Source organism: Citrobacter sp. CK195, from assembly GCF_030333365.1.
GTDB lineage: Bacteria > Pseudomonadota > Gammaproteobacteria > Enterobacterales > Enterobacteriaceae > Citrobacter_B > Citrobacter_B koseri.
This window is the reverse complement of sequence record NZ_JAOWGB010000024.1, coordinates 109,493-126,141: the sequence shown is the minus strand read 5'-3', so window position 1 is coordinate 126,141 and position 16,649 is coordinate 109,493. Positions and strand designations below refer to the sequence as shown.

Genomic DNA, 16,649 nt, shown 5'->3' with positions numbered 1-16,649 from the left:
CCCCTCTCAGCCCACGAGAGGGGACGGCGCAAAAATCTCCTCAATCATCGCATCCACCAGGCGCTGTGCCGAACACAGCCTTGGCATCCCCAACGCCACCGTCTGCCAGCGCTGGGTCACTGACCAGCACACCGGATGTTTATCGGGATCGCACCAGTCGCCAATCCAGCTCAACATGTCATTGTGCTCCCCCGCGCCGGCCACAGCGGGCGAATGAAGCCACTGATGGTAATAATGACGCGTGGTGGGCGCGGCGTGAATACTGTGCGCCAGATAATCGGTAGCCATCGCGCGCAAATTATCTTTCAGCATCGCGACCACTTCCATATTGCCCAACCGACAGGCATCGCCAAACGGCCCCCAGCGCAGTTCCTCCAGCGCGACAAAACAGCGCCCCGGCAATGACCAGCCGTCATAGGCTCCGGCGCGCCAGCGGGTAAAAATCTGCTCGCTGTGTTCGCCCGCCTGCACCGTCAATCCACGCCGGGTCAGCGCCTTCTCTTTATGTTCGCTGCGCCGGGCAAACCCGTCGCTCAGCGCCGCTAACTGCTGCGTGATGCCAGGAATAGCTTGCCCTCTGGGGCTTTCCGTCTGTTGCAGAAGGGTCAATTGCCGGGAAATGCGCGTTAGCGCCAGATGGCCGGGATCGAGCATCCCCGCCAGTTTTTCCACCAGCTTAAGACGCATCATCAGATGCTCATTGAATACGCCCGCCATGACCCAGGCGCGAAGCTGCGTCTGGCTCAGAATTTCTTGCGTCAGGCGTTCGCGAAAACGCTGCTGCTGTTGCAGGTTGCCGCCAGGTCGCTTCGGCTCTTCTCCCTGAACCAGATCGACCATAAACTTCGGGTGAATGCATTCCAGCATCCGTCCCGGGCCTTCCAGTAACACGTTCGTCATGAGTGCTCGGCTGCAAAAAGGGTCTGGATATCATCACGTAACAGGCGGGAATCTTCATGAATCCACCGGGTGGCGGAGATACTGTGCTGTAACTGTTGGCTCAGTCTGTTCACAACCGATTCATGTTGCTGGCGCGTCACCAGACTCTCGCGCAAGCTCTCCTGCAATCCCGACAGACACAACGAAAAATCGGCAAAAAAGGTCGCCATACCTGCCGTAACAGAAACATCGACCTGGGCATCTAAAGCTTTATGAATTTGTTGGAAGAAATGGCTGACATGCTGGATCAGAGTGTTATGCAATGCCGTTATATCAATGACATAGCGTGTCCTGGCTTCCACATAATCATTCCATCCCCAGTTCGGTTGATTCAGCCAGCGCGCAAAGGTGTCGCGCACACCGCCCGCGCGAGGCGCGGCGCCTTCCGGCGGGTTCTCCTGAGCGACCGCCTCGCTAAACAACGGTTGAGTATTGAAGTTAAACATACTGGCATGAAACGTCGGGAAGCTGATTCGCGCCCGGAACCCCGCCTGGCTCAGATCGTCTTTTACCCGCGCCTCAATTGGCCGCATCGCGTCATTTAACACCCGGCTTAGCGTCGATTCGAGCTGTTCGAAGCGCAGCGCCAGATCGCGGCTAATGTTCTCCTGCGCCGCCAGTAATACCGCTTCGCATGACGCACGCATTTTGCTTAAAACGACCTGCGCCTGCCTTTCGTTATGCAGCACCAGCGTTTCGCCCTCGACCACCGCCTCCTGCTCAGGGGAAAGCGGATCGCGCGGCAGCCACGCCACCACGCTCTCTTCGCGAAAAAGCGGCGCGATACGGTGCAAAATATCGGCCTGCTGCTGGCTCAGGAACGTGTTCGCCGCCTCCATCATCCGTTCAACTTCATGGCCGACCTCATCGCTCACGCGATCCTGGCTCACCTGAAGCTGCCGCATATCTTCTTCGACGCGGGAAATATTGACCTGCAACGCGTCATGCGCCACCGTCAGCCCGTGATAGCGAAAATCCAGATATTCACGCGCGCGCTGTGCGTAATTCAATAACTTATGCGACGCCGACCGGAGCGCATACAGTGAGGCGTTGGCGTAAGCGGCGTGAATCAGCCGCTGTACGGGCTGTTCAAATAGCGAATCTTCCCACAGCAGATCGGCGGCATGACGAATATGTTCGATATCATCAAGATCTGCGCTCCGCCAGCGCCTGCCGAGCGCCGCCTCGGCAAAATCCTGCACCCAGCGCTGTTCCTGATGATCCGGCAACCGCCCGTGCACCCGCAGTTCGTGACGCGCACGGTTCGCCAGATACCCCCACATGGAAGAGACCGGAAAAATTTGCCCGGGCGTAATGCTGCCATTCATCAGCGTGCCGGAAATCAGCGCGCGAACCTGTTCTTCATCGTCGCTGTTGCGGTCTTTCTGATCGAACTTATTCACCAGTGCGTACAGCGGCACGGATTTCCCCACCGCCGCAATGGCCTGGCGCACCTCTTCATCCGAAATGGATTTCAGTTGGGTGTAATCCATCACCGCCAGTACGGCAGAAGCGCGCGCCAGCTGTTCATTAAGCATCTTTTGCAGGTGCGGCTGCCCGGCTTCATTAGGGCCGGGCGTATCCAGTAGCGTCAGTTGCCCCGGATAGTTCTCCAGCCCCGCCAGATGCACAAACTCCACCTCAATCACCGGAATATGTTCAATCGCGGCATACGCCGCAAAAGGAAAATCGACCCCCAGCGCTTTTGACAAGCGCACCAGATCGTTCAGGCTTTTCAGACAGTGGAAGATGGGCTGCGCGCCCAGGTAATGACGCTCAAAAGCCACGCCCTTTTCAATTCGCTGGAGCAGCGCATTCATGTCTTTATCGATTTCCAGCACCTGGGTCAGATGCTGGCGATCGCACGCCTGCATACGCTGTTGCAGCGTTTGCATGAGCGTATCAATCGGCGCGACGTGAGAAAAATGCAGCACCGGCTCTTTCTGCCCTGGCGTATGGCGAATCAGCGTCGGTAACGCCGTCATCGGCCGATTACGGTTGGGCAGGACTTCGGTTCCGACAATGGCGTTAATTGTCGTCGACTTCCCAGCCTTCATCGTCCCGACAATCGCCAGCACCATCTCCAGGCGCGTTATTTTGCGTAGCTCATTATTGAGCGTGCCGTGCTGAGCCTCCACGTCACGCCCGCTAACATGCTGAGACCGGGTATTTTCATTCCCTTCCCCCCCTTCCTGAGCGGCGCCACCCAGCGAAGCCACAGGCAGTTGTTGCAATAACCGGAGATGTTCCAGAGAAAGCAGCAACAATCTTTCCGCTTCCTGGCTTAATTCATATATTGTCTGTGTGTACATGGAAAATCTTTCCTTAACGCAAACTTTATTACTTTTATTTAGCCGGATGATTTTATTTGTTTGCTTTTCGGCTTTTATAATTACGTGTGGAAATAATTTTATTAAAATAACTTATTGTTAATATTAGAGATATTTTTATCAACCACACCTGTCTCTCTTACCGTGTAAAAGTAAGAGGGATAAAGATTTATAACGCGTCTGGTCGTTCCTCTCACCTTATCTTAAATAGTAAAACGTAGCAATTTCCCTTAAAAAAATAGTCATGACATTTTTCTTTCCCTGGCGGCAACCTTCAGCCACAGGTTGTCGTATCCTTAAATTGCGAGTAGTCCCGACAACGTTAAGGATTTTGTGTATAATTGCGGCCTTTTTCGGCAATCTGCCATTTTTTGGGCGCTTTTGCCCCTGCTGACTTTTTTGAGGAAATCGACATGTCATTACCCCATTGCCCACAATGCAACTCCGAATATACCTACGAAGATAACGGCATGTTCATCTGCCCGGAATGCGCCCATGAATGGAACGACGCAGAACCGGCGCAGGACAGCGACGAGCTGATCGTAAAAGATGCCAACGGCAACCTGCTGGCAGACGGCGACAGCGTGACCGTTGTTAAAGATCTGAAAGTAAAAGGCAGTTCTTCCATGCTGAAAATTGGCACCAAAGTGAAGAACATCCGTCTGGTTGAAGGCGACCACAACATTGATTGCAAGATCGATGGCTTTGGCCCGATGAAGCTGAAATCTGAGTTTGTGAAAAAGAACTGATTTTTCCAGGCCCGGTAAGGCGTTTACGCCGCCATCCGGCATTTATTGCCCGGTGGCGCTTCGCTTACCGGGCCTACGATAACTACACTTAACTGGCTTCTCTTACCTGAGGTCACGATTATGCCGTTAAGTCCCTACATCTCTTTTGCCGGTCACTGTGCCGACGCTATCGCGTACTACCACAAAACGTTAGGCGCGGAACTCCTCTATAAAATCACCTTTGGTGAAATGCCCCCGCCAGAGCAGGGCAGCGAAGACGGTTGCCCGTCAGGCATGCAATTCCCTGATACCTCCATCGCCCACGCCAACGTGCGCATTGCAGGCAGCGACATCATGATGAGCGACGCCGTCGCGTCGGGTAACGCGAGTTACTCCGGCTTTACGCTGGTGCTCGACACGCAGGATGTCGCCGAAGGGAAACGCTGGTTTGATAACCTGGCCGCACAGGGACAAATCGAAATGGACTGGCAGGAAACCTTCTGGGCGCACGGTTTCGGGAAAGTGACCGATCAATATGGCGTACCGTGGATGATCAATGTGGTGAAACAGCCGCAGCCGACAGAGTAAACCGACGGGAGGCGCGCCCTCCCGTGCTGTCATCGAAGCCCCTTCAATTCTTCATCGTCAAGTAACCATCCCTTAACTAAAACGTCACATTAATCCGCCACGATGGGGCCACTTTTTTAGGGAGGCCGCATCATGCAAACGGTTATTCGCGTCGAGAAACTCTCCAAAACGTTCAATCAGCATCAGGCGCTGCATGCGGTTGATCTGAACATCTCTTCCGGTGAGATGGTGGCTCTGCTTGGGCCTTCCGGTTCCGGCAAATCCACCCTTTTACGTCACTTAAGCGGTTTGATTACCGGCGATAAAGCGCCGGACTGCCATGTCGAGCTGCTGGGCCGCACGGTACAGCGTGAGGGCAAACTGGCGCGGGACATCCGCAAAAGCCGCGCTCACACCGGCTACATCTTCCAGCAGTTCAACCTCGTGAACCGTCTGACCGTACTGGAGAACGTGCTGATTGGCGCGCTCGGCAGCACGCCGTTCTGGCGTACCTGTTTTAGCTGGTTCACCCAGGCGCAGAAGCAGCGCGCGCTACAGGCGCTGACCCGCGTCGGGATGGCGCACTTCGCGCATCAGCGCGTATCGACGCTTTCCGGCGGACAGCAGCAGCGCGTTGCTATCGCCAGGGCATTGATGCAGCAGGCGAAAGTGATCCTCGCCGATGAGCCGATCGCCTCGCTGGACCCGGAGTCGGCGCGCATTGTGATGGACACCCTGCGCGACATTAACCAGACCGACGGCATCACCGTGGTCGTCACGCTGCATCAGGTGGATTACGCCCTGCGCTACTGCGAACGCATTGTGGCGCTGCGTCAGGGGCATGTGTTCTATGACGGCAGCAGCCAGCACTTTGATAACGATCGTTTTGACCATCTCTACCGCAGCATGAACCGCGTCGAACAGAACGCGCAGGCTGCTTAACATCCCCACAATGAGGAATGGAAATGAGCTACAAAGCCGTTGCCGCGCTGGCGTTCACCAGCATGTTCAGCATCAGCACCTTGTTAAGCCCGGCACATGCGGAAGAACAGGAAAAAGCACTGAACTTTGGCATTATTTCGACCGAATCACAGCAAAACCTGAAGCCGCAGTGGGACCCGTTCCTGAAGGACATGGAAAAGAAACTGGGCGTCAAAGTGAACGCCTTCTTCGCGCCTGACTATGCGGGCATCATTCAGGGAATGCGCTTCAACAAAGTGGATATCGCCTGGTACGGCAACCTCTCGGCGATGGAAGCCGTGGATCGCGCTAACGGTCAGGTATTTGCCCAGACCGTCGCCGCAGACGGATCGCCGGGCTACTGGAGCGTGTTGATCGTCAACAAAGACAGCCCGATCAATAACCTGGACGATCTGATCGCCAAACGTAAAGATCTCACCTTCGGCAATGGCGATCCGAACTCCACCTCTGGCTTCCTCGTCCCCGGTTATTACGTCTTCGCCAAAAACGGCATCTCCGCCAGCGACTTCAAACGCACCGTTAACGCCAGCCACGAAACCAACGCGCTGGCCGTCGCCAACAAGCAGGTGGATGTCGCAACCAATAACACCGAAAACCTCGACAAACTGAAAACCTCCGCGCCGGACAAGCTGAAAGCACTGAAGGTTGTCTGGAAGTCGCCGCTGATCCCGGGCGATCCAATCGTCTGGCGTAAAAATCTCTCCGAAACCACCAAGGACAAGGTGTACGACTTCTTTATGAATTACGGCAAAACAGCGGAAGAGAAAACCGTGCTGGAACGCCTGGGCTGGGCGCCATTCCGCCCCTCCAGCGACCTGCAACTGGTGCCGATTCGCCAGCTGGCGCTGTTTAAAGAAATGCAGGGCGTGAAGGACAACAAAGGGCTGAACGAGAGCGAAAAAACCAGCAAAACCTCCGCGATTAAAGCGCAGCTGGACGATCTCGACCGCCTGACCGCCGCGCTGGGCGCGATGACCAGCGTCACCAAAGCGGTGCAGTAAACCTGATGCCCGGTGGCGCTTCGCTTACCGGGCCTACGATGTTCTGTAGGCCAGATAAGGCGCAAGCGCTGCCATCCGGCAATAAACGACGCACGGAGCTAAACATGCAAAGCATCACCGTCGCCCCGCCAAAGCGTAGCTGGTTCTCGCTCCTGAGCTGGGCCATCCTTCTCGCCGTCCTGGTCGTTTCGTGGAAGGGCGCCGAAATGGCCCCGCTCACGCTAATTCAGGATTCCGGCAACATGGCGACCTTCGCCGCCGACTTCTTCCCGCCGGACTTCAGCCAGTGGCAGCACTATCTGGGCGAAATGGCCGTCACCCTGCAAATCGCCGTCTGGGGCACTGCGCTGGCGGTCATTCTGTCGATTCCCTGCGGCCTGATGTGCGCCGATAACCTCGTGCCGTGGTGGATTTACCAGCCGATGCGTCGCCTGATGGACGCCTGCCGCGCGATTAACGAAATGGTTTTCGCCATGCTGTTCGTGGTCGCCGTTGGTCTCGGGCCGTTTGCCGGGGTAATGGCGCTGTTTATCCACACCACCGGCGTGCTCTCCAAGCTGCTTTCCGAAGCGGTGGAAGCCATTGAACCCGGCCCGGTTGAAGGCATTCGCGCCACCGGCGCCAACAAAATTGAAGAGATCCTCTACGGCGTGCTGCCGCAGGTTATGCCGCTGCTCATCTCCTACTCGCTGTACCGTTTTGAGTCCAACGTCCGCTCCGCCACGGTGGTCGGCATGGTGGGCGCAGGCGGCATCGGCGTCACGCTGTGGGAAGCGATTCGCGGCTTTCAGTTCCCGCAGACCTGCGCCCTGATGGTGTTAATCATCATTACCGTCAGCCTGCTGGATTTCCTCTCCCAGCGTTTGCGTAAGCACTTTATCTGATTAGCGAGGCATTGATGGCTATGCACTTGTCTACACATCCGACCAGTTACCCAACGCGCTATCAGGAGATTGCCGCGAGACTTGAGCAGGAGCTTCGCCAGCATTACCGCTGCGGCGATTACCTTCCGGCGGAACATCAGCTTGCCGCCCGCTATGAGGTGAACCGCCACACGCTGCGCCGCGCCATCGATCAGCTCGTGGAGCGCGGTTGGGTGCAGCGTCGCCAGGGCGTCGGCGTACTGGTGCTGATGCGCCCGTTCGATTACCCGCTCAATGCCCAGGCGCGCTTTAGCCAGAATCTGCTGGAACAAGGCAGTCATCCCACCAGCGAAAAACTGCTGGCGGTGCTGCGCCCGGCATCCAGCCACATCGCCGATGCGCTGAGCGTCAAAGAGGGTGATAACGTCATCCACCTGCGCACCCTGCGCCGGGTAAATGGCATCGCCCTGTGCCTGATCGACCATTACTTTTCCGACCTCGCCCTCTGGCCGCTGTTGCAGGGCTTTAACCACGGTTCGCTGCATGACTACCTGCGCGAGCAGTGCGGTCTGGCGCTACAGCGCACCCAGACGCGCATCAGTGCCCGCCGTGCGCAGGCCAAAGAGAGCAAGGTGCTGGAAATTCCCAATATGGCGCCGCTGCTGTGCGTGCGCACACTGAACCACCGTGACGGCGAGGAAAACGCGACGGAGTACTCCGTCAGCCTGACCCGCGCCGACATGATCGAATTCACTATGGAGCACTGACGGAATGCACTTCGATACCGCCACTCGCCAGCGCTGGATGCGCGCGCTGGCTTACAGCAACGCCGACGCGCTTAACGTGAAAATGCAGGCGCTGAAACTCACGCCGGAATACGAACTGATTCGCGCCCCGGAAACCGGGCTGATGCAGATTCAGGCCCGCATGGGCGGCACCGGCAACCGCTTTTTCGCCGGAGATACCACGCTGACCCGTGCGGTGGTGCGTCTTAAGAGCGGCACGCTGGGCTACAGCTACCTGCTGGGACGCAACAAACACCACGCCGAGCAGTGCGCCGTCATCGACGCGCTGTTGCAGGAGCACACTCACTTCCAGACCTTAATGGAAACCTTAATTGCCCCGCTGGAGGCGGAACGCGACGCACACATTACCGCTCGCCGCGCCGAAGTAAACGCCAGCCGGGTCGACTTCTTTACGCTGGTACGCGGAGATAACGCATGACCCTACAAACCGCCTTTACCCTGCCCGTTCAGGACGCGCAACAGAGTTTTCGTCGCCTGCTGAAGGCGATGAGCGAGCCAGGGGTGATTGTCGCCCTGCATCAACTGAAACACGGCTGGCAGCCGCTGAATCTGGCCACCACCAGCGTATTGCTCACTCTGGTTGACGGCGACACCCCGGTATGGCTCGCGCCGTCCATCAACAACGACATTGCCAGTCAGAACCTGCGCTTTCACACCAGCGCGCCGCTGGTTGAACAGCCGCAGCAGGCCGCTTTTGCCGTCGCCGATGAACGCATCAGCAGCGAGCAGCTAAACGCCCTTTCCGCCGGAAGCGCCGTCGCGCCGGAAACCAGCGCCACCCTGATCGTCCAGGTCGCCAGCCTGAGCGGCGGACGCATGCTGCGCCTGACCGGGGCGGGTATCGCCGAAGAACGCATGATTGCCCCGCAGCTGCCGGAGTGCCTCATCCATGAACTGACTGAGCGCCCGCACCCGTTCCCGCTGGGGGTCGATCTCATCCTCACCTGCGGCGAGCGACTGCTGGCGATTCCGCGAACCACCCATGTGGAGGTGTGCTGATGTACGTAGCCGTCAAAGGGGGCGAAAAGGCGATAGCCAACGCCCACGCGTTGCAGGAAAACCGACGCCGGGGCGACGACACCCTCGCCGAACTGAGCGTGGCGCAAATCGAGCAACAGTTGAACCTGGCCGTGGATCGCGTGATGACCGAAGGAGGCATCGCCGACCGCGAACTGGCCGCGCTCGCCTTAAAACAGGCCAGCGGCGATAACATTGAAGCCATTTTCCTGCTGCGCGCATACCGCACCACGCTGGCAAAACTGGCGGTCAGTGAGCCGCTGAACACCGCAGAGATGCGTTTAGAGCGCCGTATCTCCGCCGTTTACAAGGATATTCCCGGCGGGCAGTTGCTGGGGCCGACCTACGATTACACCCATCGCCTGCTCGATTTTACCCTGCTGGCGAACGGCGAAACGCCGCCGTTGCGTACCGCTGACGCCATGCAGGACGCCGCGCCGCACGTTTTTTCTCTGCTGGCGAACCAGGGGCTGGCGAAGCGTGAAGAAGACAGCGGCGCCGTGCCGGATGACATCACCCGCACGCCGCCGGTTTACCCTTGTTCGCGCTCCTCACGCCTGCAACAGCTGATGCGCGGCGACGAAGGGTATCTGCTGGCGCTGGCGTATTCCACGCAACGCGGCTACGGGCGCAACCACCCGTTTGCTGGTGAGATCCGCAGCGGCTACGTCGGGCTGGAAACGGTGCCGGAGGAGCTGGGATTTGCCGTGAACGTCGGCGAACTGCTGATGACGGAATGCGAAATGGTCAACGGCTTTGTCGCACCGGAAAACGACGCGCCGCACTTTACCCGCGGCTACGGACTGGTGTTCGGCATGAGCGAACGTAAAGCAATGGCGATGGCGCTGGTGGAAAGAGCCCTACAGGCACCCGAATACGATGAAACGGTCACGGGACCGGCGCAGGACGAAGAGTTCGTGCTGGCGCATGCGGATAACGTCGAGGCGGCGGGTTTTGTTTCGCACCTCAAACTCCCCCACTACGTCGATTTCCAGGCTGAACTGGAACTGCTCAAACGCCTGCAACAGGAGGCCGCCCGTGACGACTAACCTCTCCGGCTACAACTTTGCTTATCTCGACGAGCAAACCAAACGCATGATCCGCCGCGCTATTTTAAAAGCGGTGGCGATCCCCGGTTATCAGGTGCCGTTCGGCGGGCGTGAAATGCCGATGCCCTACGGCTGGGGAACGGGCGGCATTCAGCTTACCGCCAGCGTGATTGGCGAGCCGGACATTCTGAAAGTGATCGACCAGGGGGCGGATGACACCACCAACGCCGTGTCGATCCGCAACTTCTTTAAGCGCGTAACCGGCGTGAACACCACCGAACGCACCGAAGACGCGACGCTGATCCAGACCCGTCACCGGATCCCGGAAACGCCGTTGACCGAAGATCAGATCATTATCTTCCAGGTGCCGATCCCTGAACCGCTGCGTTTTATCGAACCGCGCGAAACCGAAACCCGCACCATGCACGCGCTGGAAGAGTACGGCGTCATGCAGGTGAAGCTGTACGAAGATATCGCCCGCTTCGGCCATATCGCCACCACCTACGCCTACCCGGTGAAGGTCAATGACCGCTACGTCATGGACCCGTCGCCGATCCCGAAATTCGACAACCCGAAGATGAATATGATGCCCGCGCTGCAACTGTTCGGCGCGGGACGCGAAAAACGCATCTATGCCGTGCCGCCCTGGACCCGCGTGGAAAGCCTCGATTTCGACGATCACCCGTTCACCGTACAAACCTGGGATGAGCCCTGCGCCATCTGCGGTTCGACGCACAGCTATCTCGACGAAGTGGTGCTGGATGACACCGGCAAACGGATGTTTGTCTGCTCCGACACCGATTATTGCCGCCAACAGAGCGAGGCACTCAGCAAATGACGCAACCGCTGCTTTCAGTCAATAACCTGACCCATCTCTACGCGCCGGGCAAAGGCTTCAGCGATGTTTCTTTTGACCTGTGGCCTGGTGAAGTGCTGGGCATTGTCGGGGAGTCCGGTTCCGGCAAAACCACCCTGCTGAAATCGATCTCCTCGCGCCTGACGCCGCAGTCCGGCGACATTTTGTACCAGAACCGTTCACTGTACGGCATGAGCGAAGCCGACCGCCGCCGCCTGCTACGCACGGAATGGGGCGTGGTGCATCAGCATCCGATGGACGGACTGCGCCGCCAGGTCTCGGCGGGCGGCAATATCGGCGAACGCCTGATGGCCACCGGCGCGCGTCACTATGGTGAAATCCGCGCCACGGCGAAGCGCTGGCTGGAGGAGGTGGAAATTCCGGCTTCGCGCATCGACGACCTGCCGACCACTTTTTCCGGCGGGATGCAGCAGCGTTTGCAGATCGCCCGCAACCTGGTCACTCACCCGAAGCTGGTGTTTATGGACGAACCCACCGGCGGGCTGGACGTTTCCGTACAGGCAAAGCTGCTGGACCTGCTGCGCGGCCTGGTGGTGGAACTGGATCTGGCTGTGGTGATTGTCACCCACGATTTGGGCGTGGCGCGCCTGTTAGCGGACCGTCTGCTGGTAATGAAGCAGGGTCAGGTGGTGGAAAGTGGATTAACCGACCGCGTGCTCGACGATCCACACCACCCTTATACCCAGTTGCTGGTGTCGTCGGTATTGCAGAACTGATTTTTTGTTTTGCTGATTTTTTGTTTTGCCGGGTGGCGCTTTGCTTACCCGTCCTACAAAAAGCGCACCTGTAGGCCGGATAAGGCGAAGCCGCCATCCGGCAATCAGAATTAAGAGGCCAAAATGATTCGCGTAGAAAACGTCAGTAAAACCTTTGTGCTGCACCAGCAAAATGGCGTGCGCCTGCCGGTGCTGCAAAACGCCTCTCTGGAGGTACAAAACGGTGAATGCGTGGTGCTGCACGGCCACTCCGGGAGCGGTAAATCGACGCTGTTGCGCTCGCTATATGCCAACTATCTGCCGGACGAAGGGCACATCCACATTCGTCATAGCGATGAGTGGATCGATCTGGTGCAGGCCCCGGCGCGCAAGGTGCTGGAAGTGCGTCGCTCGACGATCGGCTGGGTGAGCCAGTTTCTGCGCGTGATCCCCCGGATCTCCGCGCTGGATGTGGTGATGCAGCCGCTGCTGGATCTGGGCGTCGCCCGCGAAACGTGCGCCGCGAAAGCCGCGAATCTGCTGACGCGCCTGAACGTCCCGGAACGGCTATGGCATCTCGCGCCCTCCACCTTTTCCGGCGGCGAGCAGCAGCGCGTGAATATCGCGCGCGGGTTTATCGTCGATTACCCGATCCTGCTGCTTGATGAACCCACCGCCTCACTGGACGCCAAAAACAGCGCCGCCGTGGTCGCGCTGATTGAAGAAGCCAAAGCGCGCGGCGCGGCGATTGTCGGCATTTTTCACGATCAAACCGTACGCGATCGCGTAGCGGATCGTTTGCATCTGATGGGAACCACATCATGATTATCAACAACGTAAAGCTGGTGCTGGAAGACGAAGTGGTGCAGGGATCGCTGGAAATGCAGGATGGGATTATCCGCGCCTTTGCGGAAAGTCAGAGCCGTCACCCCGAGGCGCTGGATGGCGAAGGCGGCTGGCTGCTGCCGGGTTTAATTGAGCTGCATACCGATAATCTCGACAAATTCTTCACCCCACGCCCGAAGGTGGACTGGCCCGCCCATTCCGCCATGAGCAGCCACGACGCGCTGATGGTCGCCAGCGGTATCACCACCGTGCTGGATGCCGTTGCGATTGGCGATGTCCGCGACGGCGGCGATCGCCTGGAAAATCTGGAAAAGATGATCAATGCCGTCGAAGAGACGCAGAAACGCGGCGTTAACCGTGCCGAACACCGCCTGCATCTGCGCTGTGAATTGCCCCATCACACCACCCTGCCGCTGTTCGAAAAGCTGGTGGATCGTGAGCCGGTAACGCTGGTCTCGCTGATGGATCACTCGCCGGGTCAGCGCCAGTTCGCTAACCGCGAGAAGTACCGTGAATACTATCAGGGCAAATATTCACTCAATGATGAGCAGATGGCCCGCTACGAAGAGGAACAGCTTCAGCTTGCGGCGCGCTGGTCGCAGCCGAACCGCGCCGCCATCGCGCAGATGTGCCGCGAACGTCATCTCGCGCTGGCAAGCCACGATGACGCAACGCCCGATCATGTGCTGGAATCGCATCAGCTTGGCAGCGTGATCGCCGAATTTCCCACCACGTTCGAGGCGGCAGAGGCGTCACGCAAGCATGGGATGAACGTACTGATGGGCGCGCCCAACATCGTGCGCGGCGGTTCGCACTCCGGCAACGTGGCGGCGCATAAGCTGGCAGAACTGGGGTTGCTGGATATCCTCTCCTCCGACTATTACCCCGCCAGCCTGCTCGACGCGGCATTCCGCGTGGCGGACGACGAGGCCAACACATTTACGCTGCCGCAGGCAATGCGCCTGGTGACACGCAACCCGGCGCGCGCGCTGAATCTCGACGATCGCGGCATCATCGCCGAAGGCAGGCGCGCCGACCTGGTGCTGGCGCACCGTAAAGGCGATCACATTCATATCGACCACGTCTGGCGTCAGGGTAAAAGGGTGTTCTGACTATGGGAAAACTGATCTGGCTGATGGGGCCGTCCGGCTCCGGTAAGGACAGTTTGCTGGCGGCGCTCCGCCAGCGGGAACATACGCAGTTGCTGGTTGCGCACCGCTATATCACGCGTGCGGCTAACGCGGGCAACGAGAACCATATTGCGCTGAGCGAGCAGGAGTTTTTCACTCGGGCAGGGCAAAATTTACTGGCGCTGAGCTGGCACGCTAATGGCCTGTACTACGGCGTTGGCGTGGAGATCGATCTGTGGCTGCACGCCGGTTTTGACGTGGTGGTTAACGGCTCACGCGCCCATCTGCCGCAGGCGCAGGCCCGCTACGGCAAAGCGCTGCTGCCCATCTGTTTGCAGGTCTCTCCCGATATTTTGCGCCAGCGCCTACAGGCGCGCGGGCGTGAAAGCGAAACCGAGATTGCCGCTCGCCTGGCGCGCGCGGCCCGTTACGCCCCTTTTAACTGTCATATCCTCAATAATGACGGAAGTTTGCTACAGTCAGTCGATACCTTATTAACGTTAATGGGCCGCCAGGAGAAAAGCCATGCCTGTCTGTGAACTACGCCGGGCCACGCCGGACGATACCGACGCGGTGTATCAACTGATCTGCGAACTGAAACAAGCGGAGTTCGATCGCCAGGCCTTTCGCGCCGGGTTTGCCTCAAATTTACAGGATCGCACGATACGCTACCAGCTGGCGCTGCGCGACGGGCAGGTTGTCGGGATGATCGGCCTGCATATGCAGTACCACCTGCATCACGCTAACTGGATCGGGGAGATCCAGGAACTGGTGGTGATGCCACAGGCGCGAGGTCTGAAAGTCGGCAGCCGGTTGCTGGCATGGGCGGAAGAAGAAGCCCGCCAGGCCGGCGCGGAGATGACGGAGCTGTCCACCAGCGTGAAACGCCATGATGCGCACCGGTTTTATCTGCGTGAAGGGTATGCGCAAAGCCATTTTCGTTTTACCAAAGCGCTTTGAGGTGACTAATGAGCCTGACGATTACGCTAACAGGAACCGGCGGCGCACAGGGCGTGCCAGCATACGGCTGCGATTGTCTCGCCTGCCGTCGGGCACGCTTACAGGAGCAGTATCGCCGCCGCCCCTGTAGCGGCGTCGTCAAATTCAATGACGCGGTAACGCTGCTTGATGCGGGTCTGCACGATCTTACCGATCGCTGGCCCGCCGGATCTTTTCAGCAGTTTCTGCTCACGCATTATCATATGGATCATGTTCAGGGGCTGTTCCCCCTGCGCTGGGGCGTGGGCGCCGCGATTCCGGTTTATGGCCCGCCGGATGAACAGGGCTGCGACGATCTGTTTAAACACCCCGGCATCCTTGATTTCAGCCATACCGTCGAACCGTTTGTGGTCTTCGAGCTCCAGGGATTACAGGTAACGCCGCTGCCGCTTAACCATTCAAAACTGACGTTTGGCTATCTGCTGGAATCTGCGCACAGCCGCGTCGCGTGGCTGTCGGACACCGCAGCGCTGCCGGATAAGACAGTAAAATTTCTGCTGAATAACCAGCCGCAGACGATCGTCATCGACTGTAGTCACGCGCCACGCGCGGAAGCGCCGCGTAATCACTGCGATGTAAACACGGTTATCGCGCTCAATGAGGTGATTCACTGCCCACGGGTCATTCTCACCCACATCAGCCACTCGTTCGACGTATGGCTGATGGATAACCCCCTGCCGGGCGGCATTGAAGCCGGATATGACGGGATGGAGATTGTGCTGGAGTAGCCTTACGCCGGATGGCGGCGCATTGCGCCTTATCCGGCCTACGATTGTCGCGCGGTTAACGATCGTACTCGTCTTCCATTCTGCGCTCTTCATCTTCCAGCTGACGACGTTCCTGATCGAGCTGGCGTTGGCGATCGTCCAACTGGCGACGCCGATCTTCAAACTGACGGCGTCTGTCGTCATATTGTCTGCGGCGATCGTCGCTCATCTGGCGCTGCCACTCTTCATCACGGCGGTCATCCTCATAATCCCGCCCGTTGTCAGATTTATACGCGTCATTGATCGCCTGCTGAATATTACCGATGGTGTCATCAACAATATCGGCATGCGCAGGAAGCGTCGTCAGCGACAACAGGCCCAGAGCAATGAGCGTAGAATAGCGTTTCATAAAACCAGCCTCGCAGAGATCTTCCCCTCACGGTAGCGAATGGCCTGTTCGACGTGTAGCGGAGGAATCTCAAACCCGGTAAGGCGCGGTTGTTTCCATTAGCTGGTTTGCGCGCTGTTTGTCCTCTGCAACCAAAACAACGCCATGACATTTTTGATCCGGCGAGATGCTCCAGATACGCTCCTCAGGGATACAACCGCCATCATAAATTACCTTTGTACCGTCATATGGCCAGAATGCGCCCAGTTCCGTATCTAATACGAAAACCGCGATCTGATCGGACTCGCGAGCGATCTTCTGCCAGAGCATTTTTCCACCGTCATACTGTTCAAAATCACTGATCAAGGTGATGCCACACTTCAGGATCAGCGCTTCGTACAAGCGCGTGGCTAATCCCTTATCACGCTCAGCCGGATCAACACATACCCCTTCAGCCTGAAGAACATGTGTATCTTCCCAGCATCGTTCTACGGCAACGATATCTCTGCCTAAAGCGGATTTATACTGCAAATCAAGCGCAGCAATAACGCGATGGCGAGGCACGCCTTCAAACATCTCAACATCCGCTTCAATAATCGCTGCTCGCGGAGTCTGTCTATCATAAATAACATGCAAAACGCGCCCTGAAAGCGCAAATTCTTCCACGACATTAAAAGCGCGGGCGACGGTCATTGGGCTGTAAGTTGTCGGCATCACAATCATCTG

Annotated in this window: 20 protein-coding genes; 16 read left to right on the top strand and 4 right to left on the bottom strand. The window is 57.9% G+C overall.

All coding sequences use genetic code 11. The annotated features are described in order from the left end of the window. Positions 1 to 6 precede the first annotated feature (6 nt). Both OGX93_RS11795 and crfC read right to left on the bottom strand, forming a co-directional pair. On the bottom strand, positions 7 to 900 hold the full coding sequence (locus tag OGX93_RS11795) for a diguanylate cyclase regulator RdcB family protein (RefSeq protein WP_012134530.1): 894 nt from the start codon (positions 898 to 900) through the stop codon (positions 7 to 9). After that, the gene (gene crfC / locus OGX93_RS11790; protein WP_112001339.1) at positions 897 to 3,251 is read right to left on the bottom strand and encodes a clamp-binding protein CrfC; all 2,355 of its coding nucleotides are present in this window, start codon (positions 3,249 to 3,251) and stop codon (positions 897 to 899) included. The genes OGX93_RS11795 and crfC overlap by 4 nt, the downstream gene beginning before the upstream one ends. A 431-nt stretch (positions 3,252 to 3,682) precedes the next feature. Here crfC and OGX93_RS11785 point away from each other — a divergent pair, with 431 nt between their 5' ends. The 16 genes from OGX93_RS11785 (at position 3,683) to phnP (ending at position 15,556) form a co-directional block, all read left to right on the top strand. Next, a complete protein-coding gene (locus OGX93_RS11785; RefSeq protein WP_003031835.1) occupies positions 3,683 to 4,018 on the top strand; it encodes a zinc ribbon domain-containing protein YjdM in 336 nt (111 codons plus the stop codon). A gap of 120 nt (positions 4,019 to 4,138) precedes the next feature. Beyond that, positions 4,139 to 4,585: a VOC family metalloprotein YjdN gene (gene yjdN / locus OGX93_RS11780; protein WP_047459584.1), complete on the top strand. Its 447-nt coding sequence runs from the start codon at positions 4,139 to 4,141 to the stop codon at positions 4,583 to 4,585. Between the two features lie 132 nt (positions 4,586 to 4,717). Further along, positions 4,718 to 5,506: a phosphonate ABC transporter ATP-binding protein gene (gene phnC, locus OGX93_RS11775; protein WP_112001340.1), complete on the top strand. Its 789-nt coding sequence runs from the start codon at positions 4,718 to 4,720 to the stop codon at positions 5,504 to 5,506. A 23-nt stretch (positions 5,507 to 5,529) separates the two neighbouring features. Beyond that, positions 5,530 to 6,546 (top strand): phosphonate ABC transporter substrate-binding protein, encoded by a 1,017-nt coding sequence (phnD, locus tag OGX93_RS11770; RefSeq protein ID WP_024130817.1) that lies wholly within the window; start codon positions 5,530 to 5,532, stop codon positions 6,544 to 6,546. Between the two features lie 104 nt (positions 6,547 to 6,650). Beyond that, positions 6,651 to 7,430: a phosphonate ABC transporter, permease protein PhnE gene (phnE, locus tag OGX93_RS11765; RefSeq protein WP_012134539.1), complete on the top strand. Its 780-nt coding sequence runs from the start codon at positions 6,651 to 6,653 to the stop codon at positions 7,428 to 7,430. 20 nt (positions 7,431 to 7,450) lie between these two features. Next, positions 7,451 to 8,176, top strand: coding sequence for a phosphonate metabolism transcriptional regulator PhnF (phnF, locus tag OGX93_RS11760; RefSeq protein ID WP_024130818.1), 726 nt, complete (start codon positions 7,451 to 7,453; stop codon positions 8,174 to 8,176). Positions 8,177 to 8,180: 4 nt separating this feature from the next. Next, positions 8,181 to 8,633 (top strand): phosphonate C-P lyase system protein PhnG, encoded by a 453-nt coding sequence (gene phnG / locus OGX93_RS11755; protein ID WP_012134541.1) that lies wholly within the window; start codon positions 8,181 to 8,183, stop codon positions 8,631 to 8,633. Then, a complete protein-coding gene (gene phnH / locus OGX93_RS11750; protein WP_012134542.1) occupies positions 8,630 to 9,214 on the top strand; it encodes a phosphonate C-P lyase system protein PhnH in 585 nt (194 codons plus the stop codon). The genes phnG and phnH overlap by 4 nt, the downstream gene beginning before the upstream one ends. Next, positions 9,214 to 10,281, top strand: a complete 1,068-nt coding sequence (locus OGX93_RS11745; RefSeq protein WP_012134543.1) for a carbon-phosphorus lyase complex subunit — start codon at positions 9,214 to 9,216, stop codon at positions 10,279 to 10,281. The genes phnH and OGX93_RS11745 overlap by 1 nt, the downstream gene beginning before the upstream one ends. Before the next feature lie 46 nt (positions 10,282 to 10,327). Beyond that, positions 10,328 to 11,119: an alpha-D-ribose 1-methylphosphonate 5-phosphate C-P-lyase PhnJ gene (phnJ, locus tag OGX93_RS11740; protein ID WP_174234025.1), complete on the top strand. Its 792-nt coding sequence runs from the start codon at positions 10,328 to 10,330 to the stop codon at positions 11,117 to 11,119. After that, entirely contained in the window at positions 11,116 to 11,874 is a 759-nt protein-coding gene (gene phnK, locus OGX93_RS11735) for a phosphonate C-P lyase system protein PhnK (RefSeq protein WP_047459591.1), read from the top strand. Before phnJ ends, phnK begins: the two co-directional genes overlap by 4 nt. 123 nt (positions 11,875 to 11,997) lie before the next feature. Further along, positions 11,998 to 12,678, top strand: a complete 681-nt coding sequence (gene phnL, locus OGX93_RS11730; RefSeq protein WP_047459594.1) for a phosphonate C-P lyase system protein PhnL — start codon at positions 11,998 to 12,000, stop codon at positions 12,676 to 12,678. Beyond that, complete coding sequence (gene phnM / locus OGX93_RS11725) at positions 12,675 to 13,811, top strand: alpha-D-ribose 1-methylphosphonate 5-triphosphate diphosphatase (protein ID WP_200074104.1); 1,137 nt, start codon at positions 12,675 to 12,677, stop codon at positions 13,809 to 13,811. The genes phnL and phnM overlap by 4 nt, the downstream gene beginning before the upstream one ends. A 2-nt stretch (positions 13,812 to 13,813) precedes the next feature. After that, complete coding sequence (phnN, locus tag OGX93_RS11720; protein ID WP_012134548.1) at positions 13,814 to 14,368, top strand: ribose 1,5-bisphosphokinase; 555 nt, start codon at positions 13,814 to 13,816, stop codon at positions 14,366 to 14,368. Then, positions 14,355 to 14,789, top strand: coding sequence for an aminoalkylphosphonate N-acetyltransferase (gene phnO / locus OGX93_RS11715; protein ID WP_012134549.1), 435 nt, complete (start codon positions 14,355 to 14,357; stop codon positions 14,787 to 14,789). The genes phnN and phnO overlap by 14 nt, the downstream gene beginning before the upstream one ends. Positions 14,790 to 14,797: 8 nt before the next feature. Beyond that, positions 14,798 to 15,556, top strand: a complete 759-nt coding sequence (phnP, locus tag OGX93_RS11710; RefSeq protein ID WP_115626248.1) for a phosphonate metabolism protein PhnP — start codon at positions 14,798 to 14,800, stop codon at positions 15,554 to 15,556. 55 nt (positions 15,557 to 15,611) lie between these two features. On the opposite strand, the gene yjdP is transcribed toward phnP, so the two are convergent. After that, on the bottom strand, positions 15,612 to 15,944 hold the full coding sequence (gene yjdP, locus OGX93_RS11705; RefSeq protein WP_012134552.1) for a DDRRRQL repeat protein YjdP: 333 nt from the start codon (positions 15,942 to 15,944) through the stop codon (positions 15,612 to 15,614). A gap of 69 nt (positions 15,945 to 16,013) precedes the next feature. Continuing rightward, complete coding sequence (locus OGX93_RS11700) at positions 16,014 to 16,646, bottom strand: N-acetyltransferase (RefSeq protein WP_048902409.1); 633 nt, start codon at positions 16,644 to 16,646, stop codon at positions 16,014 to 16,016. Between the last annotated feature and the right edge of the window lie 3 nt (positions 16,647 to 16,649).